Below are 24,340 nucleotides of genomic sequence, written 5' to 3' on the forward strand. Positions count from 1 at the left end.
CGGCAAGGTGAAGCTGACGTGGTTTAAATTTGATTTTCGAAGAGTATAATTTTGTGCTATAATCAAGTAGACTGATATGGTATGGAGGAAAGAATCTTGGAAAAGAAAATTCTAAAAGATATATTGTTTTTGTCGCAGGTATCCCAGCCTGCTAGTCAGGAAGATTTACCCCTAGCAAAGGATTTGCAGGATACCCTATTGGCTAACCGAGAAACTTGTGTTGGACTAGCAGCCAATATGATTGGGGTACAAAAGCGCGTCATTATTTTTAATATCGGAATGATTCCCATAGTCATGTTTAATCCCGTTCTCCAATCCTTTGAAGGTCCATACAAGACAGAGGAAGGATGTTTGTCTCTGACAGGAGTCAGATCGACAACTCGATATGAAAAGATTACCGTGGCTTATCGGGATATCCATTGGCAAGAGCAGACCATTACCCTGACAGGATTTCCTGCTCAGATTTGCCAGCATGAACTGGATCATTTGGAAGGACGAATTATTTAGGAGGAAATCAGATGAAACGTATAATCTTTGAACTCGTTTTTATCGCAACGACTTGGTATATCTTTTTGCCACCCTTCAATCTTACCAGCTGGGAATTCATTTTCTTTCTTTGTGGGCATCTGGTGGTGATGGGAATTTTGTATAGTTTCCGAAAGGATACAAATCTCCTCAAAACTGTTCATGTACGTCATGGAAAGGTTGCAAACGAACTCAATCTAGAAGGACTCCATTTTACCAAACTCAGTAGAGGATTGTTACTAGCTACAGGCCTTATCTTTGCCCTTGCTGGTTTGGTTAGCTTAGTGACATCAAGCTTTTTCCAAGCAAAAAACTATGCTAATGTGGTTTCTATCACAGAAAAAGACTTTAAAGATTTTCCTAAGAGTGATACCAGTAAGGTTCCGATCTTGGATCGGAGCACTGCAGAAAAAATTGGGGACCGTTATCTGGGCTCTCTGACGGATAAGGTATCCCAGTACGTAGCAGCAGATACCTATACTCAACTGACGGTTGATGGTAAACCTTATCGGGTGACACCTTTGGAGTATGCCGACCCAATCAAATGGTTTAATAATCAGTCCAAGGGAATTGGCGAGTATATCAAGGTTGATATGGTGACGGGGAATGCGGAATTGGTAGATTTAAAAACACCGATGAAGTATTCGGACTCCGAGTATTTTAACCGTGATGTCAAACGTCACCTTCGGATTAAGTACCCAACCAAGATTTTTAAAAATCCATCCTTTGAGGTGGATGATGAAGGCAATCCCTTCTATGTAGCAACCGTTTATCAAAAACAGTTTGGTCTAGGAGTGCCTCGCCCTTCATCTGTTATTATCTTGGATGCTACCAATGGCGAAACCAAGGAATACAGCTTGGATGAAGTGCCAGAATGGGTGGACCGTGTCTATCCTGCCGAAGAAACCATCGAGCAAATCAACTACAACGGCAAGTATAAAGACGGCTTCTGGAATGCCTTGATTTCTAAGAAAAATGTTACCCAAACGACAGAGGGCTATAACTATCTTTCCATCGGAAATGACATTTATCTCTACACGGGTGTGACTTCAGCAAATGCTGACGAAAGTAATCTAGGATTTATCCTTGAAAATATGCGTACAGGTGAAATCACCAAGTACAATCTAGCTTCAGCAACCGAAGAATCTGCCCGTGCTTCAGCTGAAGGAGCCGTTCAGGAGAAGGCCTACAAGGCTACCTTCCCTATCCTTGTCAATCTCAATGATAAACCGCTCTACATCATGGGCTTGAAGGACAATGCAGGCTTGGTCAAGGAGTATGCATTGGTTGATGCAGTGGAGTATCAAAACGTCATCGTAGCAGCTACGGTAGATGAACTCCTCAGCAAATATGCCAATAAAAACGACCTCGAGCTGGATAATGAAATGGTAGAAAACATCAAGGGTGTAGTTGCGGATTTGAAATCAGCTGTCATCAAAGGTGATACCGTCTACTTCTTTAAAGTTGATGGCAAGATTTATAAGGTCAAGGCCTCAGTATCAGACGACCTTCCTTACCTTGAAAATGGCCAATCCTTCGAAGGTCAGGTTGGAAAAGATAATTTCCTCAAAACCTTTAAAATCAAGTAAAAGAAACCTCGGTATAAACCGAGGTTTTCAGATGAAATTCTTGGTCACGATTGAAAAATATGCTACACTAACAATATGAAAATTTTAATCCCAACAGCCAAAGAAATGAACACAAACCTTCCTTTTATCGAAGCGCTCCCCTTGAGTGAAGAAAGTCAGGCAGTCCTTGACTCACTGACTCGCTACTCAACCAGTGAATTAGAGAGCTTTTACAAGGTATCAGCTGAGAAAGCAGAGGAAGAGTACGCTCATATTCAAGCTCTAAAAGATCAGAGGGCTAAACATTATCCAGCCTTGAAACTATTTGATGGTCTCATGTACCGCCACATCAAACGAGACAAGCTGAGCAGGGCAGAACAAGCCTATCTTGAGAATCATGTCCTAATTACCTCGGCTTTATACGGTGTTGTCCCAGCCCTGTCAGCCATGGCTCCTCACCGTTTGGACTTTTTGATGAAATTAAAAGTAGCTGGTAAAACCCTAAAGACTCATTGGAAGTCAGCCTACGATGAGGCACTGCAGGATGAGGACTTGATATTCTCACTCCTATCATCAGAGTTTGAAACTGTATTTTCTAAGGAAATCAGAGAAAAGATGGTGACCTTCAAATTTATGGAAGATAGAGATGGAAAACTTAAAATCCACTCAACCATTTCTAAAAAAGCTAGAGGATCCTTCTTAACAGCCTTGATGGAAAATCAAGTAACCTCGGTTGAAGAGATTAAAAAGCTCAGCTTTGCGGGTTTCAATTATCGAGAAGACTTGTCTAGTGATAAGGAATTGGCTTTTGTAAAATAGATTGAACATAGAGAGAGTGGGACAGAAATCGGTCATTCCTTAGAATTCGATTTCGTAGTCCCACCTCCTCACAGTTGAGTAGGGCTGTAAAAGTTGATAAAATCAGCCTAGTAGAGCCCACTCAACTACTGCGTCTTGCTCGACAAACCATAGACAAATGAGAGGCTAGGACTTTTGTCCCAGCCTCTTTTTGTGATTTGGTGGTCCTATTTTTAGTTTAGAATGGTAGGAATTTTCACACAATTTTGGTATAATAGGACTATTAGAAAATTTCGAGGAGACAAACATGTCAGTTAAGATTGCTTTACTTGGATTTGGTACAGTAGCCAGTGGTGTACCATTCTTGCTAAAGGAAAATAGAGAAAAAATTGTTCAAGCAGCCCAGTCAGAAATTGAAGTCGCTAAAGTTTTGGTCAAAGACGATCAAGAGAAAGCCCGCTTGCTTGAAGCAGGAAATGATTTTAATTTTGTAACAAATATCGACGAAATCTTGTCAGATAAAGACATCACAATCGTTGTTGAGTTGATGGGGCGTATCGAACCTGCTAAAACATTTATCACTCGTGCTTTAGAAGCAGGGAAACATGTCGTAACAGCCAACAAGGATCTTTTGGCAGTCCATGGTGCAGAATTGCTTGAGGTAGCCAAAGCGCACAATGTTGCTCTTTACTACGAAGCAGCTGTTGCAGGAGGAATTCCAATCCTTCGTACCTTGGTTAACTCACTAGCATCAGACAAAATCACACGTGTTCTTGGTGTTGTGAACGGAACATCTAACTTTATGATGACGAAAATGGTAACAGAAGGTTGGTCTTATGAAGATGCTTTGGCAGAAGCCCAACGACTTGGCTTTGCTGAAAGCGACCCTACCAATGACGTTGACGGGATTGATGCAGCTTACAAGATGGTCATCCTCAGCCAGTTTGCATTTGGAATGAATGTTAAGTTTGAAGATGTAGGCCACCAAGGAATTCGCAACATTACTCCAGAAGATGTAGCAGTAGCTCAAGAGCTTGGTTATGTGGTTAAATTAGTTGGGTCTATTGAAGAAACAGCTTCTGGGATTGCTGCTGAGGTTACGCCAACCTTCCTTCCTAAAGCTCACCCACTTGCAAGTGTTAACGGTGTTATGAATGCTGTCTTTGTGGAATCTATCGGTATCGGTGAGTCTATGTACTATGGACCAGGTGCAGGTCAAAAACCAACTGCAACAAGTGTTGTGGCTGATATTGCCCGTATCGTTCGTCGCATGAATGATGGTACAATTGGAAAAGCCTTTAATGAATACAACCGTCCAGTAGTCTTGGCTAAGCCAGAAGATGTTAAAGCTAACTACTATTTCTCAATCTTGGCTCCAGATTCAAAAGGTCAAGTTTTGAAATTGGCTGAACTCTTTAATGCGGAAGATATTTCCTTCAAGCAAATCCTTCAAGATGGTAAGCAAGAAGGCAAGGCTCGCGTTGTCATCATCACTCATAAAATCAACAAGGCACAGCTTGAAAATATTACAGCAGCTTTGAAGGGAGTAGATGAGTTTGAACTCCTCAACACCTTCAAGGTTTTAGGAGACTAAGATGAAGATTATTGTACCTGCTACAAGTGCCAATGTGGGTCCTGGTTTTGACTCGGTTGGTGTAGCTGTAACTAAGTATCTAGAAATTCAGGTTTGTGAGGAACGTGAAGAATGGATGATTGAGCATCAATTAGGCAAATGGATTCCACGTGATGAACGTAATCTTTTGCTCAAGATTGCTCTACAAATTGCTCCAGACCTACAACCTAGACGTTTGAAGATGGTTAGTGATATTCCTCTTGCGCGTGGACTAGGTTCATCGAGCTCGGTCATCGTTGCTGGGATTGAACTGGCAAATCAATTAGGAAATCTCAAATTAACTGCTCACGAGAAGTTGCAATTGGCGACTAAGATTGAAGGACATCCTGATAATGTTGCACCTGCTATCTATGGAAATCTCGTGATTGCGAGCTCAGTCGAAGGTCAAGTTTCAGCAGTTGTGGCGCCTTTCCCAGAGTGTGCTTTCCTAGCTTATATTCCAAACTATGAATTGCGAACTCGAGATAGTCGTGGTGTCTTGCCTAAGAAACTATCTTATAAGGAAGCTGTTGCGGCAAGTTCTATCGCCAATGTGGCTATAGCAACCCTACTGACTGGAGATATGATCAAAGCAGGCCAAGCTATCGAGAACGATCTCTTCCATGAGCGTTACCGTCAAGAACTGGTGCGAGAATTTGCGACGATCAAGAAAGTTGCCAAGATAAATGGTGCTTATGCGACCTACTTATCTGGTGCTGGTCCGACTGTTATGGTCTTGGCTGATCCTGACAAGATGCCTAAGATTAAGGCAGAGCTTGAAAAGCAACCTTTCAAAGGCAAGCTTCATGATTTGGAAGTAGATACACAAGGCGTTCGCGTCGAAGTAAATTAAACAGAACAATAGGATGGGGAAACTCTCTATGAGAGGGCTTCCTGTCCTTTTTTTGAAAATCAAATATGGGAAATGAAATGTTTCCGTGTTTAGTGATCAACAGATGGTCAAGGAGGATTTGAAATGGCAGAAATATATCTAGCAGGTGGTTGTTTTTGGGGCTTGGAAGAGTACTTTTCACGTATTTCAGGAGTGCAGCAAACAAGTGTTGGTTATGCCAATGGTCAGGTTGAAACCACCAATTATCAATTAATCAAAGAAACCGATCATGCCGAGACTGTGCAAGTCATTTATGATGAAAAGGCAGTCTCGCTCCGTGAGATTTTGCTCTATTATTTCCGAGTTATTGATCCTTTATCTGTCAACCAACAAGGAAATGACCGTGGTCGTCAGTACCGCACAGGGATTTATTACCTAGATGAAGAGGATTTACCGACTATCTATGGTCTTGTCCAAGAGCAGGAGCGCATGCTAGGTCGCAAGATCGCAGTTGAAGTGGAGAAACTTCGTCACTACATCTTGGCTGAAGACTATCACCAAGACTACCTCAAGAAAAATCCTGGAGGCTATTGCCATATCGATGTGAGGGATGCTGAGAAACCACTGATAGATGCCGCCAACTATGAAAAGCCGAGTCAGGAAGATTTACGAGAACAACTGTCTGAAGAGTCTTATAGAGTAACGCAAGAGGCTGCGACGGAAGCTCCCTTTAGCAATGCCTATGACCAAACTTTTGAGGAAGGGATTTATGTCGATATCACGACTGGTGAGCCCCTCTTCTTTGCCAAGGATAAGTTTGCCTCAGGCTGTGGTTGGCCAAGTTTTAGCCGACCAATTTCTAAAGAGCTTATCCATTACTACCAGGACTTGAGTCACGGGATGGAGCGTATCGAAGTCCGTTCACGTTCAGGGAATGCTCACTTGGGTCATGTCTTCACAGATGGCCCTCGTGAACTAGGTGGACTCCGTTACTGTATCAATTCTGCATCCTTACGTTTTGTCGCTAAGGATGAAATGGAAGAAGCTGGCTATGGCTACCTGCTTCCATATTTGAACAAGTAAAAAGAGAGAGTGGGACAGAAATCGGTAATTCGTTAGAATTCGATTTCTGTCCCACCTCCGCGCAGTTGAGTAGGGCTGTAAAAGCTGATGAAATCAGCGTAGTAGAGCCCACTCAACCACTGCGTCTTTCTCGACAATCCAAAGACAATTGAGAGGCTAGGACTTTTGTCCCACTCTCTTCATTTTGGAATAGAAGGGACTTATGAAACACTTACTTTCTTACTTTAAACCTTATATCAAGGAATCTTTCCTAGCGCCCTTGTTTAAGCTGCTAGAAGCCGTTTTTGAACTCTTGGTTCCTATGGTGATAGCTGGGATTGTCGACCAATCTATCCCCAAAAAAGATCAGGGTCACCTCTGGATGCAAATGGGGCTCCTCTTTGTTTTCGCAGTAATTGGTGTTTTGGTAGCTTTAGTAGCCCAGTTTTACTCAGCCAAGGCTGCTGTCGGCTTTACCAAAGAGTTGACCAATGACCTCTATCGCCATATTCTCTCCTTGCCCAAGGATAGTAGAGACCGCTTGACGACTTCGAGTTTGGTGACGCGTTTGACTTCAGATACCTATCAGATTCAAACGGGAATCAATCAATTTTTACGCCTGTTTTTAAGAGCGCCTATTATTGTTTTTGGGGCCATTTTCATGGCTTATCGACTCTCGCCTGAATTGACCTTCTGGTTTTTGGTCATGGTTGTCATTTTGACCGTTGTCATTGTCGTTTTATCACGTTTGGTCAATCCTCTATATAGTAGCTTGAGAAAGAAGACAGACCAGCTGGTTCAGGAAACGCGCCAACAGATACAAGGGATGCGTGTGATTCGTGCCTTTGGTCAAGAAAAAAGAGAAATAGAGCATTTCCAACGACTCAATCAAGTCTATACTGCTATCCAAATGAAAACAGGATACTGGTCTAGTCTTTTGACACCCTTGACCTATTTGATCGTCAACGGAACCTTGTTAGTGATTATCTGGAATGGCTATATTTCTATCCAAGGAGGTTGGCTCAGTCAAGGTGCCTTGATTGCGCTGATTAACTATCTCCTGCAAATCTTGGTAGAGTTAATCAAACTGGCCATGCTCATCAATTCACTCAACCAGTCTTATATTTCTGCCAAGCGGGTTGAGGAAGTTTTTGCTGAAGAACCTGAGGATATACTGGCAGAAATTGCTCAAAAAGAAACTTCCTCGAACCAGTCCTTACGAGTTGAACACTTGAGCTTTACCTACCTAGATGCAGCTCAACCTTCTCTAAGAGATATTTCTTTTGGAACGAAAGAAGGGCAAATTCTTGGGATCATCGGTGGGACGGGTTCTGGTAAGTCAACCTTGGTTCAGGTTTTGCTTGGTCTCTACCAACTAGATAGTGGCACTGTAACCCTTTATCATGATGGGCGTAGCCCTCGAAACCTTTCTGAATGGCGATCTTGGATGGCCTATGTCCCTCAAAAGGTTGAACTCTTTAAGGGAACTATCCGTTCCAACTTGACTTTGGGTATGGAAGAGACAGTCTCTGATCAAGAACTCTGGCAGGCTTTGGAAATTGCCCAGGCCAAGGATTTTGTCAGTGAAAAAGAAGGACTCTTGGACGCAGAGGTCCAAGCAGGAGGTCGTGATTTCTCAGGTGGTCAAAAGCAACGCTTGTCCATTGCCCGAGCAGTTTTGCGCCAAGCGCCTTTTCTCATCTTAGACGATGCGACTTCGGCCCTTGATACGATAACTGAGTCTAATCTTCTAAAGGCCATTCAGGAAAACTTGCCAAATACTAGTTTGATCCTGATTTCCCAACGAACTTCGACCTTGAAGATTGCAGACCAGATTCTTCTTTTAGAGAAGGGGCAACAATTAGCACTTGGAAATCATGAAGAATTGATGAAGACGAGTCAAGTCTATCGGGAGATCAATGCTTCCCAACATGGAAAGGAGGACTAGAATGAAAGGCAAATATGCAAGTCAAACCCTTAAACGCTTAGCAAAAGATTTAGCTAGCCATCCCATCCTTCTTTTCCTGGCTTTCTTGGGAACCATAGCCCAGGTGGCCCTATCCATCTATCTGCCAATCTTAATTGGACAGGTGATTGACCAAGTCTTAGTGACAGGCTCATCTCAGGTATTCTGGCAAATTTTTCTCCAGATGATTTTGGTGGTTATTGGAAATACGCTGGTACAATGGGCCAATCCCCTCCTCTATAATCGTCTCATCTTTTCCTATACCAGAGATTTGCGGGAGAAAATCATTGAGAAACTCCATCGTCTCCCAATCGCCCTTGTAGATAGACAAGGTAGTGGGGAAATGGTCAGCCGTGTGACGACAGATATTGAACAGTTGGCAGCGGGTCTAAATATGATTTTCAACCAATTTTTCATCGGAGTATTGATGATCTTGGTCAGCATCCTTGCCATGCTCCAAATCCATCTATTGATGACGCTATTAGTTCTGCTCTTAACACCCCTGTCTATGGTCATTTCTCGCTTTATCGCTAAGAGGTCCTACCATCTCTTTCAGAAGCAGACGGAGACTAGGGGGATTCAAACCCAGCTGATTGAAGAGTCACTTAGTCAGCAAAACATTATCCAGTCTTTTAATGCTCAGGAAGAATTTATCGAAAGACTTCATGAGGCTAATGACAACTACTCAGGTTATTCTCAATCGGCTATCTTTTATTCGTCAGCAGTCAATCCTTCGACACGATTTGTCAATTCCCTCATTTATGCTCTTCTTGCTGGGGTAGGAGCCTTGCGCATCATAGCGGGTTCCACTTTGACCATTGGTCGTTTGGTGACTTTTTTAAACTATGTGCAACAGTATACCAAACCCTTCAATGATATTTCATCAGTTTTGGCTGAGTTGCAGAGTGCCTTAGCCTGTGCAGAACGTGTTTATGCGGTTCTAGAGAGTCCGGAAGTTACAGAAACTGGTCTGGAAGAATTGAACAGTGACCAAGTCAAGGGTACCATTTCCTTTAAACATGTTTCTTTTGGCTACAATCCTGAAAAGATCTTGATTAAGGACTTGTCTATTGATATTCCAGCTGGTAGTAAGGTCGCCATCGTTGGTCCAACGGGTGCTGGTAAGTCTACCCTCATCAATCTCCTCATGCGATTTTATCCGATTAACTCAGGAGATATTTTGCTAGACGGTCATTCTATTTACGACTATTCTAGAGCATCTCTTCGACAGCAGTTTGGCATGGTGCTCCAAGAAACTTGGCTTAAGCAAGGGACCATTCATGACAATATTGCCTTTGGGAAGCCTGATGCTAGCCGAGAACAGGTCATTGCGGCAGCCAAGGCAGCAAATGCAGATTTCTTTATCCAACAGTTGCCACAGGGCTATGATACCAAGCTTGAAAATGCGGGTGAATCACTATCAGTCGGTCAGGCGCAGCTCTTGACCATCGCGCGTGTCTTTCTAGCCATTCCTAAGATTCTGATCTTAGACGAGGCGACTTCATCCATCGATACTCGGACGGAGGTGCTGGTTCAGGATGCCTTTGCCAAACTCATGAAGGGGCGGACAAGCTTTATCATCGCCCATCGTTTGTCGACCATTCAAGATGCTGATTTGATTCTTGTCTTGGTAGATGGAGATATTGTCGAATATGGCAATCATGAGGAACTCATGACGAGAAAAGGCAAATACTATCAAATGCAGCAAGCAGCAGCTTTTAGCCAAGAATAAATGGGAAAGCCATTATAATGTCAATGAACAAATAAGAAAAATTGCCTTCGGGTGACTTTTTTGTTACAATAGCTAGAAAAATTGTGATATGTAAATTGTCTTTAGAAAAGGAGAAGCTCATGAAAGTCTATCAGCATGTCAATATCGTGTCTTGTGACCAAGATTTCCATGTCTATCTAGATGGGATTTTGGCTGTCAAAGATTCCCAAATCGTCTATGTCGGTCAGGAAAATCAAGAGATTCTTAAACAAGCAGATCAAGTCATAGACTATCAGGGAGCCTGGATCATGCCGGGCTTGGTCAACTGCCATACCCATTCAGCCATGACAGGCTTGAGAGGGATTCGTGATGATAGCAATCTCCATGAATGGCTGGAGGATTATATCTGGCCAGCAGAAGCTCAGTTTACACCAGAGATGACTACAAAGGCTGTCAAAGAAGCTCTGACAGAAATGCTCCAATCAGGGACAACAACCTTCAACGATATGTATAATCCCAATGGAGTGGATATTACTGAGATTTATGATTTGGTCAAGGCTTCCAAGATGCGTTGCTATTTCTCTCCAACCCTTTTTTCTTCAGGAAATGAGACGACGGATGAGACCATAGCTAGAACTCGAGCTGTCATCAAGACAATCAAAGGTTATCAGGATCCAAATTTCAAGGCCATGGTGGCTCCTCATTCGCCCTACAGCTGTAGTCGAGAATTGCTTGGAGCAAGTCTTGATCTAGCGAAGGAAGAAAACATTCCCCTTCATATCCATGTGGCAGAAACTCAGGAAGAGTCAGGGATTATCCTGAAACGTTATGGCAAACGCCCACTAGCCTTTCTAGATGAGCTTGGATATTTAGACCATCAAGCTGTCTTTGCCCATGGTGTGGAGTTAAATGAAAAAGAGATTGCGCGTTTGGCAGATTCGCAAGTCGCTATCGCCCACAATCCTATCAGCAACCTCAAACTAGCCTCAGGGATTGCACCAGTCGTCCAACTTCAAAAAGCAGGAGTAGCAGTTGGTATTGCGACGGACTCAGTTGCTTCTAACAATAACCTGGATATGTTTGAGGAAGGGCGGACTGCTGCCCTTCTACAGAAAATGAAGAGTGGCGATGCTAGTCAATTTTCAATCGAAACCGCCCTCAAGGCACTGACAATCGAGGGTGCCAAGGTGTTAGGAATGGAAGATGAAATTGGTAGTCTAGAAGCAGGCAAGCAAGCTGATTTTCTCGTTATTCAGCCCCAAGGTAAAGTCCATCTCCAACCTCAAGAAAACATGCTGTCTCACCTAGTTTATGCCGTCAAATCCAGTGATGTTTCGGATGTCTATATTGCTGGTGAGACGGTCGTAAAAGACGGTCAAGTGTTGACGGTTAACTTGTAAAAAAGTAGTATAAATTCTTTAAATCTCACGGGAAACTTCTTGTGAGGTTTTTAAAATTTTGCTAGAAATAAGGCGAGCAGACATCTTGCAGAAATATATGGATCATAAATTAGAAAAACACCGATTAGATAAATAAAAAAAATTATGGTATAATAAAACGATACAATTAAAGGAGTATGTATGGACATTTCAGAAATTCGTCAAAAAATTGACGCAAATCGTGAAAAATTAGCTTCTTTCAGGGGGTCTCTTTGACCTCGAAGGTTTAGAGGAAGAGATTGCCATTTTGGAAAACAAAATGACAGAACCTGATTTTTGGAACGATAATATTGCGGCCCAAAAAACATCGCAAGAATTAAACGAACTCAAAAATACCTATAATACCTTCCACAAGATGGATGAGCTACAGGATGAAGTTGAGATTTTACTGGACTTTTTAGTAGAGGATGAGTCTGTTAAGGATGAGTTGGTTGAGAAACTCTCTGAGTTAGACCAGATGATGACTAGCTACGAAATGACCCTTCTCTTGTCAGAGCCCTATGATCACAACAACGCCATCCTTGAAATCCATCCAGGTTCAGGGGGGACAGAGGCTCAAGACTGGGGCGATATGCTCCTTCGTATGTATACTCGCTATGGAAATGCCAAAGGCTTCAAGGTTGAGGTCTTAGACTACCAAGCAGGTGATGAGGCAGGAATCAAGTCAGTAACCTTGTCTTTTGAAGGACCAAATGCTTATGGTCTTCTCAAGTCAGAGATGGGAGTTCACCGTTTGGTCCGTATCTCACCATTTGACTCTGCTAAACGTCGCCACACCTCATTTACTTCTGTAGAAGTGATGCCAGAGTTGGATGATACCATCGAAGTTGATGTCCGTGAGGATGATATCAAGATGGATACCTTCCGTTCAGGTGGAGCAGGTGGACAAAACGTCAACAAGGTTTCAACAGGTGTCCGTTTGACCCACATTCCGACAGGTATCGTCGTAGCATCAACTGTTGACCGTACCCAGTACGGAAACCGTGATCGTGCGATGAAGATGCTTCAGGCAAAACTCTATCAGATGGAGCAGGAAAAGAAAGCTGCTGAGGTAGACTCGCTCAAGGGTGAGAAAAAGGAAATTACATGGGGAAGCCAAATCCGTTCCTATGTATTTACTCCTTATACTATGGTCAAAGACCATCGTACTAGCTTCGAAGTTGCGCAAGTAGATAAGGTAATGGATGGAGACCTTGACGGTTTCATCGATGCCTATCTAAAATGGCGTATTAGTTAATAGAAAGGAAGTCACATGTCAATCATTGAAATGAGAGATGTTGTCAAAAAATATGACAACGGGACAACTGCCCTACGTGGCATCACTGTAAATATTGATGCAGGAGAATTCGCCTACATCGTAGGACCTTCCGGTGCCGGGAAATCAACCTTTATCCGTTCCTTGTACCGTGAAGTAAAAATCGACAAAGGGAGCTTGCAAGTTGCTGGCTATAACCTTGTTAAAATTAAAAAGAAAGATATTCCGCTCTTGCGTAGAAACGTTGGAGTAGTCTTTCAGGATTACAAACTTTTGCCAAAGAAAACCGTTTATGAGAACATTGCTTACGCAATGGAGGTTGTCGGTGAAAGTCGTCGTAACATCAAAAAACGTGTTATGGAAGTCTTGGACCTTGTCGGTTTGAAACACAAGGTTCGTTCATTCCCGAATGAACTTTCAGGTGGTGAGCAACAACGTATCGCCATTGCGCGTGCTATCGTAAACAATCCTAAGGTTTTGATTGCCGACGAACCAACAGGGAACTTGGATCCAGATAACTCATGGGAAATCATGAACCTCTTGGAACGTATCAATCTACAAGGGACAACTGTTTTGATGGCGACCCACAACAGCCAAATCGTAAATACCTTGCGCCACCGCGTTATTGCCATCGAAAATGGTCGCGTGGTACGTGATGAAGCGAAAGGAGAGTACGGATACGATGATTAGTAGATTTTTCCGCCATCTGTTCGAAGCTTTAAAGAGTTTAAAGCGTAATGGATGGATGACCATTGCTGCTATCAGTTCAGTAATGATTACCTTGACCTTGGTTGCTATTTTTGCCTCAGTTATTTTTAATACTGCGAAACTAGCGACTGATATCGAAAACAACGTCCGCGTCATGGTTTATGTCCGTAAAGACGTTGAAGACAACAGTGAAACCATTGTAAAAGAAGGCCAAACAGTCACTAACAATGACTACCACAAGGTCTATGATGCCCTCAAAGCTTTGCCAGCTGTTAAAAATGTAACCTTCTCAAGTAAAGAAGAGCAGTACCAAAAGCTGACTGAAACGATGGGTGACGAGTGGAAGGTTTTTGAAGGAGATGCAAACCCTCTTCATGATGCCTACATCGTAGATACCAATTCACCAAGTGATGTAAAACCAGTAGCTGAAGCAGCTAAGAAAATCGAAGGTGTCTCTGAAGTTCAAGACGGTGGTGCCAATACCGAACGTCTCTTCAAGTTGGCTTCATTTATCCGTGTTTGGGGATTGGTCATTGCAGGACTCTTGATCTTTATCGCAGTCTTCTTGATTTCTAATACCATCCGTATTACCATCATTTCACGTAGTCGTGAAATCCAAATCATGCGTTTGGTTGGTGCCAAGAACGGTTACATCCGTGGCCCATTCTTGCTAGAAGGTGCCTTTATCGGATTGTTGGGAGCAGCTCTCCCATCAGCTTTGGTTTATTTTGTCTATAACCGAGTGTTTCAATCTGTCAACCCATCCTTGGTTGGTCAAAATCTATCTTTGCTGACACCGGATACCTTTATTCCATTGATGATTGGTCTCTTGTTCCTGATCGGAATCTGTATCGGTTCACTTGGTTCAGGAATCTCAATGCGTCGATTCTTGAAAATCTAAGTTAGCTAACGTGATAAAACACATAAAAAAGTGGGATGTCATCAAGACTTCACAGATCTTGATGCCCCGCTTTTTCTTTTGGTCTTGGTGCTTAGTCGCTTGCCAATTTTGGCTAAAGAGTGTATGATAGGAAAGGACCTTTTTTACTAAAATGAATCATGAATGAGGATAAAATGAAACAATTTTTGGAAAAAGTGAGTATACTCTCCTTATCGTTAGTACTAATCACATCGTTTTCAATCTCGAGCGCCCTGCCAGCCATGTTTGACTATTATCAGGGCTATTCGACCAGTCAGGTCGAGCTCTTGGTTAGTCTCCCATCCTTTGGGATTATGGCTATGCTCTTATTAAACGGAGTTTTAGAGCGTATATTTCCTGAACGTCTCCAGCTAACTCTGGGGCTCTTGATTTTATCCATCAGTGGAACAGCTCCTTTCTGGTATCAGGGTTATTACTTTGTCTTTGCGACACGCTTGCTATTTGGAATCGGAGTTGGGATGCTGAACGCCAAGGCTATCTCCATTATCAGTGAACGTTACCACGGGAAGACTCGTATACAGATGCTTGGTTTTCGTGGGTCTGCTGAAGTAGTAGGAGCCTCTATCTTGACTTTGGCAGTCGGTCAGCTCTTGGCCTTTGGCTGGACCGCGACCTTTTTAGCTTATGCAGCTGGTCTAGTGGTTCTGGTGCTCTTCCTTCTCTTTGTCCCTTATGGAAAAGCAGAAGTACATGAGTCCAATCATCAGACAGAAGAAGCAGTAAGATTGACTCGCTCTATGAAACAGTTGATTTTCTTTCTCGCTACTGTAGCTGCAGTGATTGTATGCACCAATACTGCCATTACCTTCCGTATCCCTAGTCTCATGATTGAGGCAGGTTTTGGAGATGCACAGTTGTCGAGTTTGGTACTCAGTGCCATGCAGTTGATCGGTATTCTAGCTGGAATCAGCTTTTCTTTCCTGATCTCGACCTTCAAGGAAAGACTTCTATTAGTCGCTGGTGTAACCTTTGGAATTGGTCAAATCATCATTGCTCTTGCTCCATCACTCTGGGTAGTTGTTGCAGGTTCTATCCTGGGAGGCTTTGCCTACAGTATCGCCTTGACGACAGTCTTTCAGTTGATATCTGAGAAAATCCCTGCAAAACTCCTCAATAAAGCAACTTCCTATGCGGTTTTAGGATGTAGTTTTGGTGCATCATTAACGCCATTCGTTCTCTCAGGGATTAGCTTGGTGACATTGGATGGTCGCATGACCTTTATCATTCTAGGGGTATGGATGATTGCCACATCGGTCCTAGTTTCCCTTTTATTGAAAAAAGAAGTTTAACAAAAAACTCAAGGAACTTACATCCTTGAGTTTTTTTATTTATTAGAAAGCATCTGCCAAAAAATATCGATGATATAAGTCAAGCCATAGGTATAAACCACTAAGGTAAAAGGCTTTGTCAAGATGATGATAGTCATATAGCGTTTGAAGCTCATCTTGGTCAGGGCAGCCAACATACAGAGAAAGTCTGCAGGACTGACAGGCCAGATCATCATAAAGATAAAGAATCGATCAAAACGATTGCCCTTATCTAACCAACCAATATACTTGTCATAGGTTCGTTTGCTGACGACTGATTGGACAAAGGGCGCACCATAGAGCCTTACTAGGTAAAAGATAATAGCACAACCAATGACGATACCAATGTAGTTATAGATAGTACCTACGACATGTCCATAGATGAAAATACCAGCGACGGAGGTCAGAGCACCGGGAATGATAGGCACGACCGTCTGCAAAATCTGTAAAAAAATAAAGAGAGGTGGACCCCAGACATCAGCCTGTTGGATAAATTCAGATAGAGTCTCTTTTGATTGCAAGATCCCCGCTTGATAGGCCCAGATACAGAAAATCAAGGTACCGATTCCGCCTGCGATAGATGAGATATTGATAGCTTGCTGTAGAAGGGGAGAAACAGCTTTCATTTCTTTTTCGTGTGACATGTAAACTCCTCTTGTCTAGTATGATTCTACTATACCATATTTTAGGGAGAAAGACTACATGGTTTTTAGGAGGGAAGTAGGATCTAGAAGGCGTTTTCTGTCTGGGATATGATATAATAATAGATAATTAAGAATTCGATAAATTGGAGAGATAGTCTGAAAGATATTGTTAGTAAAAATAGACAGTTCTGACTAGCAAAAGGAAGGTTTTATGGCAAAGAGAAAAGATTTTTCTGAACTAACCAGGGTTCAAATTCCAGCAGCCTTGCACCTCATGCGTATGGGCTATACCTATCTTCCTCGCAATGGGAAGGAGATTGCAGAAAGAGATCCAGATACTAACATCCTTGTATCTGTTTTTAAGGAGCAATTTTTAAAATTTAACAACTACTTGACAGAGGATGACTTTGAGAGAGAACTAGCCAATATCAAGTTGGAACTAGATCAAAACGATTTGGGACGTTCTTTCTTTAAACGTCTGCAAGGTCAGGAAGATGCCATTTACATTGACTGGGAGCATCCTGAAGCCAATACCTTCCATCTGGCGCTTGAAGTTACATGTCAAAATGGTCAGGATGAATTTCGTCCGGATATCGTTATTTTTGTCAATGGTCTGCCTCTTTCTTATATCGAAGTGAAACAGCCCAATGCAATTCGTGATGGCAAGACTGGAATTCAGTCAGAGCAGGACAGAACCAGATACCGTTTTGAAAACCGTAAGTTCCGTCGTTTTAACAATATTACCCAGTTGATTTCCTTATCTGATAACTTAGCGTATATCAGTGGACAAGGTCAGCAAAAACAGGGTTCTTACTACGGTTCAAACGCCTATTCAAAAACTAAATTTAATGCTTTCAAGGAAGAAAGAGAAGAAGATTTCCTTCATTCCCCTGCTACGCTAACCGAGGACCAAATCGACTTTGTCCTAGAAGACATGAAGCGCTTTGCCCTCAAATCTCAGCCAGAGTTTACAACAAACCTAAATCCTGATACACCTTGCAATGCCTTCCTGACTTCTTTGTACCAGAAGGAACGCTTGCTCTTTATGCTTCGTTTTGGTCTTGTCTATGTAGAAGAAGAAAGCAAGGATGGGCAGATCCAACTGCAGAAGCACATCATGCGCTATCCCCAGTATTTTGCGACACGTGCTATTGAAGAAACGATCGCAAAAGGTATCAAGAAAGGCGTGATTTGGCATACCCAAGGTTCTGGTAAGACTGCCTTGGCGTATTTCAATATCCGCTATTTAACTCATTATTTTTCAAAACAAGGGATTGTACCTCAGTTTTACTTTGTCGTGGACCGTTTGGACTTGGCAGACCAAGCATTTAAGGAATTCACCAAACGAGGACTTAAGGTTAAGCGCATCAATAACCCACAAGAGCTCAATCAAAAACAAGACGGCTATGATGTCGCTGTGGTCAATATCCAGAAGTTCAAAGATGATTCGGATCTGACAGACCACTCTGGCTATAATCTCAATCGTCAAAATGTCTACTTTATCGATGAAGCCCACCGTTCTTACAATGAACGAGGTTCCTACTTGCCAAATCTCTATCAAGCAGATACCAAGGCTATTAAGATTGCCCTGACAGGAACGCCCCTCATCACCTATAAGAAAGATGGAAAGACCAAGGAAAGTCATGCGACCACGCGAGATATCTTTGGTGATTACATCCATAAATACTACTACAACCAGTCTATCGATGACGGCTTTACCCTACGCCTGATGCGAGAGGATATTGAGACCTCCTATAAGGACAATCTCAGATCCATCAACGAAGAAATCCAACGAGGTGACCTGTCCAAGGAAGATATCTTTGCCCATCCTCACTATGTGGAGCCTATGCTAGACTTTATCATCGAGGATTTTAATCGTGCCCGTGATCTAGTCTTTGATGACCAGACCATCGGTGGCATGATTGTCTGTGACTCGTCCAAGCAGGCGCGTGAGCTTGAAAAGCAATTAGAGGAACGACGACAAGCAGGCTCAACCAAGTTGACCTCCGCTCTCATTCTCCATGATGAGGGAGACAAGGAAGAGAAGAAAGATAAGGTAGATGCCTATAAGGAAGGCAAGATTGACCTCATCATCGTCTACTCTATGCTCCTGACAGGTTTTGATGCCCCTCGTCTCAAACGTCTCTATCTAGGGCGCAAGATCAAGGCTCACAATCTCTTACAAACCTTAACCCGTGTCAATCGTCCCTACAAGGACTACCTCTTTGGTTATGTCATCGACTTTGCGGATATTTCCAAGGAGTTTGACAAGACCAATCGTGCCTATCTGGAAGAGCTTAATCAAGAGTATGATTCGACCCTGACTGGGGAAAATGGAGAGGATGTTTTTGGCTCTCTCTTTGTGTCAGCAGATGAGATTTCTCAAGAGTTGAGCAAGACCGAGTATATCCTCATCAACTATCCAACGGACAATCTAGAGTACTTCTCCCAAGCCATCAACGATATCAAGGATAGGAAGCAGTTAATCGATCTTCGTAAGGCCTTGGAGTCTATCAAGCAGTACTACAATATCGCCCGTCTCCTTGGCTACGAACACCTGCTCCAGCAGATTGACATTGCTCAGATTGCTACCCTGCTTAATATCCTCTCTAGACGGATGCTGACACTGTCTCTGATAGATAAGCCAGATGATTTCTCCAGTCGGACGCTCTTAAATCTTGCCATGTCTGAAACTAGCTTTAGCTTTGTCAAGATTGCAGAAGAAGAACTTCGCCTAGCAGCTAATGACCTGGAAGATTGGAGACGTCGGGTAGCTGGTAGGATTAAAAAACAGCGTGATGAAAAGGATCCTGAGTGGGTTTCTCTCTACGAAGAATTTCAACGCATCATGCAAAAACATTTTATCTATGGTCAAGAAGGCTATACAATGGAAAATATCAAGGAAACACAAAAAGACTATGAAGAACTCTTTAAGTCAGTGGAGGATTATTATACTCGTATGAGACGTTTGACCATGAACTTTAACGGAGATGAAATGGCTGCACGTTCCTATAAGCATGTGACCAACTCGACAATGGTCAGTGAATTTCCAGCCATTTATCATGTTATCAAGGGTTCTAAGGTTAAATTAGACCATAGAATCGGTCAAAATCAAGGGGTTCTAGATAATGAGGAATATCTAAAGCGAATGATTCGCGAGCAAGCCCGAAAAGAAATGAAGAAAAATCAATCAGCTAGCAATATGGCCAAACAAGATTTTGATAGATTGGTTGAATCGCTATTTGAAGAATATGAACAGGAATACCAACACTAATGAATGAAACATACAAGGTCCAAGTCCAAGACTTGGTAGATGATTTAAAAGCCGTCTTTACCCATGCAGGACTAGGAGGAGAAGCGGGTGAGTACAAACTCCTCACCCAGTCTTTCCTCTACAAATTTTTAAATGATAAGTTTTTATATCAAGCACAGGTACTAGATGCAGGGAACACCTATGAAAACTTGTTGACCATGAGTGAGGAAGACTATGACTGGCTCTTGGAGGATATCGGTACCAGCACAGCTTGGCTCAAGCCAGACCAGTTGATCGAAACCCTTCACCGTCAGCAAAATGAGACGACTTTTTACGAAACTTTTGAAAATACCCTTAACCAAATCGCCATCGACAATAACGATATTTTTTCGGTTCATACGGACGGCGACACGACCATTCGTCTCTTTGACGAGCGTTTGATTACAGATACCATCTCAGATAGCAGTAAGCGCAACGAAGTGGCAAAGGCTATTATCAATCTCCTTGCACGCGTCAAGTTTGATGAGACCATTTTTTCACAAGGCTTCGACTTTTTCTCAACCCTCTTTGAGTACATGATCAAGGACTACAATAAAGATGGCGGTGGGAAGTATGCCGAGTACTACACGCCTCACTCTGTAGCTAAGATTATCGCTGATATCCTAGTGGGAAATGACCAACCATCAAACGTGCGTATCTATGATCCGTCAGCTGGTTCGGGGACCTTGCTTATGAACCTGGCTAGTCGTATCGGTGTGGATAAGACCACTGTTTATAGTCAGGATATCTCACAAAAGTCATCCAATCTCCTCCGTCTCAATCTGATCTTGAATGGACTCCAACATTCCATACATAATATCGTACAGGGAAATACCATCATCGCCAATCGTCATCCTGAAAAGATGGACTATATCGTGTCGAACCCTCCTTTCAAGCTGGACTTTTCAGAGTGGCGTGACCAAGTGGAGACCTTGCCAGAAGCCAGTAAGCGTTTCTTTGCAGGAGTGCCAAAGATTCCAGCCAAGTCTAAGGACAAGATGGCGATTTACGAGCTCTTTGTTCAGCATATCATCTACTCCTTGAAACCAGATGGTCAAGCAGCCGTTGTCTTACCGACAGGATTTATCACAGCCCAGTCAGGTATTGATAAGGCTATCCGTCAACACTTGGTGGACAATCAAATGCTGGCCGGTGTCGTTTCTATGCCGTCCAATATCTTTGCGACGACAGGTACCAACGTATCTATCCTCTTTATCGATAAGAAAAATAAGGGGGATGTCGTCCTCATTGATGCCTCAAACCTCGGAACCAAGGTCAAGGAAGGCAAGAACCAAAAGACCGTGCTCTCCCCAGAAGAAGAGCAGAAGATTGTCGAGACCTTTATCAAGAAGGAAGCCGTCGAAGACTTTTCGGTCACCGTCTCTTATGAGGATATCAAGGAGAAAAATTACTCACTCAGCGCAGGTCAGTACTTTGACATCAAAATCGACTATGTAGATATCACAGCAGAAGAGTTTGAAGACAAGATGACCGCCTTTCAAAATAAACTCACAGACCTCTTCCAGCAATCACATGCATTGGAGCAGGAGATTGAAGAGCAGATGAAAGGGTTGAAGTATGAGTGAGATTACTTGGGAAATAACAAGTTTGTCTGAACTTGGTACATTTAGTAGAGGTAAATCAAAACATAGACCTAGGAATGACGTAAAACTATTTGAAGGTGGCAAATACCCTTTAGTACAAACAGGTGATGTTAAAGCTGCAAATCTCTATATAACTAAAAATGATTCGTATTACAATGATTTTGGGTTAAAACAAAGTAAGTTATGGGCAGCTGGTACACTCTGTATCACTATAGCGGCTAATATTGCTGAAACAGCAATTTTATCATATCCAATGTGTTTCCCAGATAGTATTGTGGGATTTAATGCAAATCCTGAAAAAAGTAGTGAATTATTTGTTTACTATTTCTTTGAATATATAAAAAAAGAAATTCAAAAATCTGCCAGTGGAAGCATCCAGGATAATATAAATATTGATTATTTATCAAAAATGAGAATCAAAGTTCCTGAAAAGAAATATCAGGATAAGATAGTTGAACTATTATCTTCAATTGATAAAAAGATTCTTTTAAACAACCAAATCAACCAAGAGTTGGAAGCCATGGCTAAGACCCTCTATGACTACTGGTTTGTGCAGTTTGATTTCCCAGACCAGAATGGCAAACCCTACAAATCATCAGGCGGAAAGATGGTTTATCACCCAGAAATCAAACGCGAAATCCCAGAGGGGTGGGGAGTGGATTCTTTATGGAATATAGCGAATTTTTATAATGGACTAGCTATGCAAAAATATAGACCAGATACAAATGAGGATGATTACCTTCCTGTCATTAAAATTAGAGAAATGATGAATGGCTTCACAAAGGATACCGAAAAAGCGAGATTAGATATTCCGACAGAAGCAGTTGTAGAGAGTGGAGATATATTATTTTCTTGGTCTGCAACATTAGAGATTATAATCTGGGGGAAAGAAAGAGGAGCTTTAAATCAACATATTTTTAAAGTTACTTCGGACACTTATCCAAAATCTTTCATTTACTTTGAATTGAAAAGCTATTTGAAGGTGTTTAAATCTATTGCTGAGTTGAGAAAAACAACTATGGGACATATTACTCAGGACCATTTAAAGCAGGCTAAGATTGTAGTTCCACCGATTGAAATTATTTCAAAATTAGATGCTAAACTACAACCCATAATGTTAAAACAGCAGATTCTAGAAAACCAAAACCAAGAACTCATCCAACTTCGTGACTGGCTCTTACCAATGCTGATGAATGGACAGGTGAAGGTGGAGCGCTAGAGAATTTAAAAACTTTTTTATAAAATGCTATCAAGGAGGTGTGTGAATATTGTCTTGTGTAATTGGAACTGTATTTAAAAATTTCGCAATTATTTCAGGAGATACGCGTCTTATCAAAGATTCAGGTGAAATTGTAAGCGATACATACTCTAAAGTTTTCAAGAAAAATCAAAATGTATTGGTAGGTTTTACTGGTTCAGGTAGTGCTGTAGATGTTTTAAATAAAAATGGTATTTTTGACGAAGATGACTGTCCAAGTGCTGAAGATTATCTAGAATTTTTATGGCTTTTACTAGGTAACAGAGTGGTAAATGAACCGAACCATTGTAATATATTAGTTTTGGGAAAAAGTAAAACGAATTATGGTTTTGGTGGAAACTTTCATATGTCAGATGGTAATATTCAAAATCAGCTACATTTAACAGATTACAGAAACGTATGGGCTCCTATTCTGACACCTCCAAATGTTGATTATGAGTATTATCAAGATTTAGTTAGTTCAAATGTACAATATATTATTGCTGAACAAATAAATTCTCCTGTATTTAGTAGAGGGATGGCAATTAAGAAAATAAAAGAAATTCATAGAGAAATTATTCTTGAAATTTCTAAAAAAGATAAATCTGTTAATAGTAATATTGAACAACACGTGATTAAATGGTGAATATGACTAATAAAATTGTTGAATACAAAGACCTAATTGCTTTTCATCCAGGTCAGTATCTTGGAGAATTTATTGAAGACTTTGAGATGGCCAAGAAAGAATTTGCGGAGTGCTTAGGGATTTCTGAAATGAAACTCGTTAAATTATTGAATGGTGAGGAATCAATTAGTAATGATATTGCTGAGAATTTAGCTAGACTCACTAATGTTTCGATGCAAACTTGGCTCAATCTTCAAAATGTCTACGATGTAAAAATGGCGGAAATCTTAGAGTAAACATGGTATAATCTCAAATATGAATAACAACAACCAACGTGCCCTTTGTCAGCAACTCTGGGCGGAAAATAAATACCTTGTTTTGAGTCATTCCAGCAATATTTACAAAGACATTCGCCAGTATCTTAAGCAAGAAGTGGTGGAGGTGGGTCAGGTTCAAGAGATGATTGACCGTGCCTGCCAGATTCCAGAACACAGGGGTCAGGTTTGCAATGCTTTTCAGCATATTTGGGGCTATTTTAAAAAGCAAGCTAGCCTTGATGAGCGCAAAGACTATATGCTCTTGCTGGATCGCTATCGCTTTGGTCAAGCTTCTAAGCAAGACTTGATTGTTAGAACTAGAGATTTGCTTGAACGTTACCCAAATGCTTATCTGCAACATTCTACCTTGCTGAAAGGAGACTCCCATGAGACTTTGGCATGAGGCTTTGATTTCACAACTTCCCCATCCTCAACTCTTGGGGCAACATCGAGAGTGCTGTGCCCTTCGTGGCAATGGCTGGGGCAGAAAGCATGCGACGGTGGACTATGTCTTTACCCACTCGCCCTATCGTCTCTATGCCTATCATCGCTTGATTATGGAGGAGATGGCAGACCGTGGCTACAAGGTCAGTCCAGAGTGGCTGGACAAGAACTACCGCGGCAAGACCTGCCCTCCTTATCAAGACTTAGCAGAGGAAAAACTAAAAAGTCCTATCTATAGTGAGCATGACAATGCCTACTATGAGGAGTGTCTGGCAAATCTCCGTGACAAGGGAATCAACCTATAGTCTTTTCTAATAACAAGCCATAGGTAGCTGTCAGTTCACTATTATTTTGCGAAGAACATAGCAAACTTGAAAGGTTATCAATCTATATTTACCAAAGGATTTGGGGAATCTTCTCCAAATCTTTTTTTGTCTTTTAAATCGAGATATAG

At 41.9% G+C, this 24,340-nt stretch carries 20 protein-coding genes and 1 pseudogene; 20 read left to right on the plus strand and 1 reads right to left on the minus strand.

What is annotated here, in order from left to right; translation table 11 throughout:
- The first annotated feature begins 96 nt into the window (after window positions 1-96).
- The 13 genes from NGI26_RS06790 (at window position 97) to NGI26_RS06850 (ending at window position 15,705) form a co-directional block, all read left to right on the plus strand.
- On the plus strand, window positions 97-507 hold the full coding sequence (locus NGI26_RS06790; RefSeq protein WP_251938035.1) for a peptide deformylase: 411 nt from the start codon (window positions 97-99) through the stop codon (window positions 505-507).
- 11 nt (window positions 508-518) lie between these two features.
- Complete coding sequence (locus tag NGI26_RS06795; protein WP_251938038.1) at window positions 519-2,114, plus strand: hypothetical protein; 1,596 nt, start codon at window positions 519-521, stop codon at window positions 2,112-2,114.
- 75 nt (window positions 2,115-2,189) lie between these two features.
- Entirely contained in the window at window positions 2,190-2,912 is a 723-nt protein-coding gene (gene yaaA, locus NGI26_RS06800) for a peroxide stress protein YaaA (protein WP_251938041.1), read from the plus strand.
- Window positions 2,913-3,198: 286 nt separating this feature from the next.
- The gene (locus tag NGI26_RS06805; RefSeq protein ID WP_251938044.1) at window positions 3,199-4,485 is read left to right on the plus strand and encodes a homoserine dehydrogenase; all 1,287 of its coding nucleotides are present in this window, start codon (window positions 3,199-3,201) and stop codon (window positions 4,483-4,485) included.
- Window position 4,486: 1 nt separating this feature from the next.
- Window positions 4,487-5,356: a homoserine kinase gene (thrB, locus tag NGI26_RS06810; protein WP_251938047.1), complete on the plus strand. Its 870-nt coding sequence runs from the start codon at window positions 4,487-4,489 to the stop codon at window positions 5,354-5,356.
- Window positions 5,357-5,479: 123 nt separating this feature from the next.
- On the plus strand, window positions 5,480-6,418 hold the full coding sequence (gene msrB / locus NGI26_RS06815; RefSeq protein ID WP_251938049.1) for a peptide-methionine (R)-S-oxide reductase MsrB: 939 nt from the start codon (window positions 5,480-5,482) through the stop codon (window positions 6,416-6,418).
- A gap of 202 nt (window positions 6,419-6,620) precedes the next feature.
- Complete coding sequence (locus NGI26_RS06820) at window positions 6,621-8,345, plus strand: ABC transporter ATP-binding protein (RefSeq protein WP_251938053.1); 1,725 nt, start codon at window positions 6,621-6,623, stop codon at window positions 8,343-8,345.
- A 1-nt stretch (window position 8,346) separates the two neighbouring features.
- Window positions 8,347-10,095 (plus strand): ABC transporter ATP-binding protein, encoded by a 1,749-nt coding sequence (locus tag NGI26_RS06825; protein WP_251938057.1) that lies wholly within the window; start codon window positions 8,347-8,349, stop codon window positions 10,093-10,095.
- Window positions 10,096-10,214: 119 nt separating this feature from the next.
- Complete coding sequence (locus tag NGI26_RS06830; RefSeq protein ID WP_251938061.1) at window positions 10,215-11,474, plus strand: TRZ/ATZ family protein; 1,260 nt, start codon at window positions 10,215-10,217, stop codon at window positions 11,472-11,474.
- A 180-nt stretch (window positions 11,475-11,654) separates the two neighbouring features.
- Window positions 11,655-12,750 (plus strand): peptide chain release factor 2 gene (gene prfB / locus NGI26_RS06835; protein WP_251938064.1). Its coding sequence is split into 2 segments (ribosomal slippage): window positions 11,655-11,726 and window positions 11,728-12,750, totalling 1,095 coding nucleotides; the frame shifts between segments, so codons are not numbered across the junction.
- 15 nt (window positions 12,751-12,765) lie between these two features.
- Window positions 12,766-13,458 (plus strand): cell division ATP-binding protein FtsE, encoded by a 693-nt coding sequence (ftsE, locus tag NGI26_RS06840; RefSeq protein WP_251938067.1) that lies wholly within the window; start codon window positions 12,766-12,768, stop codon window positions 13,456-13,458.
- Window positions 13,451-14,377 carry a permease-like cell division protein FtsX gene (gene ftsX, locus NGI26_RS06845; protein WP_251938070.1) on the plus strand — a complete coding sequence of 309 codons (927 nt, stop codon included), beginning with the start codon at window positions 13,451-13,453 and terminating at the stop codon, window positions 14,375-14,377. Before ftsE ends, ftsX begins: the two co-directional genes overlap by 8 nt.
- A gap of 173 nt (window positions 14,378-14,550) precedes the next feature.
- Entirely contained in the window at window positions 14,551-15,705 is a 1,155-nt protein-coding gene (locus NGI26_RS06850) for an MFS transporter (protein ID WP_251938073.1), read from the plus strand.
- A 35-nt stretch (window positions 15,706-15,740) separates the two neighbouring features.
- Here NGI26_RS06850 and NGI26_RS06855 read toward each other — a convergent pair whose 3' ends face one another.
- A complete protein-coding gene (locus tag NGI26_RS06855) occupies window positions 15,741-16,367 on the minus strand; it encodes a TVP38/TMEM64 family protein (RefSeq protein ID WP_251938076.1) in 627 nt (208 codons plus the stop codon).
- Between the two features lie 211 nt (window positions 16,368-16,578).
- Between NGI26_RS06855 and NGI26_RS06860 the strand changes: the two genes are divergently transcribed.
- The 7 genes and pseudogenes from NGI26_RS06860 to NGI26_RS06890 all read left to right on the plus strand — a co-directional run bounded on the left by NGI26_RS06860 (window position 16,579) and on the right by NGI26_RS06890 (window position 24,191).
- Window positions 16,579-19,641 (plus strand): type I restriction endonuclease, encoded by a 3,063-nt coding sequence (locus tag NGI26_RS06860; protein ID WP_251938081.1) that lies wholly within the window; start codon window positions 16,579-16,581, stop codon window positions 19,639-19,641.
- A complete protein-coding gene (locus NGI26_RS06865; RefSeq protein WP_251938084.1) occupies window positions 19,641-21,245 on the plus strand; it encodes an HsdM family class I SAM-dependent methyltransferase in 1,605 nt (534 codons plus the stop codon). The genes NGI26_RS06860 and NGI26_RS06865 overlap by 1 nt, the downstream gene beginning before the upstream one ends.
- Complete coding sequence (locus tag NGI26_RS06870; RefSeq protein WP_251938086.1) at window positions 21,238-22,482, plus strand: restriction endonuclease subunit S; 1,245 nt, start codon at window positions 21,238-21,240, stop codon at window positions 22,480-22,482. Before NGI26_RS06865 ends, NGI26_RS06870 begins: the two co-directional genes overlap by 8 nt.
- A 49-nt stretch (window positions 22,483-22,531) precedes the next feature.
- Window positions 22,532-23,146, plus strand: a complete 615-nt coding sequence (locus tag NGI26_RS06875; protein ID WP_251938089.1) for an Ntn hydrolase family protein — start codon at window positions 22,532-22,534, stop codon at window positions 23,144-23,146.
- 2 nt (window positions 23,147-23,148) lie between these two features.
- Window positions 23,149-23,418 (plus strand): annotated as a pseudogene (locus NGI26_RS06880) (HigA family addiction module antitoxin); the annotation flags it as partial.
- Between the two features lie 22 nt (window positions 23,419-23,440).
- Entirely contained in the window at window positions 23,441-23,845 is a 405-nt protein-coding gene (locus tag NGI26_RS06885; RefSeq protein WP_251938097.1) for a YbgA family protein, read from the plus strand.
- Window positions 23,829-24,191, plus strand: a complete 363-nt coding sequence (locus tag NGI26_RS06890) for a TIGR02328 family protein (RefSeq protein ID WP_251938101.1) — start codon at window positions 23,829-23,831, stop codon at window positions 24,189-24,191. The genes NGI26_RS06885 and NGI26_RS06890 overlap by 17 nt, the downstream gene beginning before the upstream one ends.
- Window positions 24,192-24,340: the final 149 nt, after the last annotated feature.

The sequence above is a fragment of the Streptococcus sp. Marseille-Q0941 genome (assembly GCF_943736975.1).
Lineage (GTDB): Bacteria > Bacillota > Bacilli > Lactobacillales > Streptococcaceae > Streptococcus.

What these genes read in the sequence shown, in the direction of transcription:
- yaaA (WP_251938041.1), top strand. Translation starts at nt 2,190, where the DNA reads ATGAAAATTTTAATCCCAACAGCCAAAGAAATGAACACAAACCTTCCT.
- NGI26_RS06820 (WP_251938053.1), top strand. Translation starts at nt 6,621, where the DNA reads ATGAAACACTTACTTTCTTACTTTAAACCTTATATCAAGGAATCTTTC.
- NGI26_RS06850 (WP_251938073.1), top strand. Translation starts at nt 14,551, where the DNA reads ATGAAACAATTTTTGGAAAAAGTGAGTATACTCTCCTTATCGTTAGTA.
- NGI26_RS06855 (WP_251938076.1), bottom strand. Translation starts at nt 16,367, where the DNA reads ATGTCACACGAAAAAGAAATGAAAGCTGTTTCTCCCCTTCTACAGCAA.
- NGI26_RS06885 (WP_251938097.1), top strand. Translation starts at nt 23,441, where the DNA reads ATGAATAACAACAACCAACGTGCCCTTTGTCAGCAACTCTGGGCGGAA.
- thrB (WP_251938047.1), top strand. Translation starts at nt 4,487, where the DNA reads ATGAAGATTATTGTACCTGCTACAAGTGCCAATGTGGGTCCTGGTTTT.
- ftsX (WP_251938070.1), top strand. Translation starts at nt 13,451, where the DNA reads ATGATTAGTAGATTTTTCCGCCATCTGTTCGAAGCTTTAAAGAGTTTA.
- NGI26_RS06830 (WP_251938061.1), top strand. Translation starts at nt 10,215, where the DNA reads ATGAAAGTCTATCAGCATGTCAATATCGTGTCTTGTGACCAAGATTTC.
- NGI26_RS06825 (WP_251938057.1), top strand. Translation starts at nt 8,347, where the DNA reads ATGAAAGGCAAATATGCAAGTCAAACCCTTAAACGCTTAGCAAAAGAT.
- ftsE (WP_251938067.1), top strand. Translation starts at nt 12,766, where the DNA reads ATGTCAATCATTGAAATGAGAGATGTTGTCAAAAAATATGACAACGGG.
- NGI26_RS06890 (WP_251938101.1), top strand. Translation starts at nt 23,829, where the DNA reads ATGAGACTTTGGCATGAGGCTTTGATTTCACAACTTCCCCATCCTCAA.
- NGI26_RS06865 (WP_251938084.1), top strand. Translation starts at nt 19,641, where the DNA reads ATGAATGAAACATACAAGGTCCAAGTCCAAGACTTGGTAGATGATTTA.
- NGI26_RS06805 (WP_251938044.1), top strand. Translation starts at nt 3,199, where the DNA reads ATGTCAGTTAAGATTGCTTTACTTGGATTTGGTACAGTAGCCAGTGGT.
- msrB (WP_251938049.1), top strand. Translation starts at nt 5,480, where the DNA reads ATGGCAGAAATATATCTAGCAGGTGGTTGTTTTTGGGGCTTGGAAGAG.
- NGI26_RS06860 (WP_251938081.1), top strand. Translation starts at nt 16,579, where the DNA reads ATGGCAAAGAGAAAAGATTTTTCTGAACTAACCAGGGTTCAAATTCCA.
- NGI26_RS06870 (WP_251938086.1), top strand. Translation starts at nt 21,238, where the DNA reads ATGAGTGAGATTACTTGGGAAATAACAAGTTTGTCTGAACTTGGTACA.
- NGI26_RS06795 (WP_251938038.1), top strand. Translation starts at nt 519, where the DNA reads ATGAAACGTATAATCTTTGAACTCGTTTTTATCGCAACGACTTGGTAT.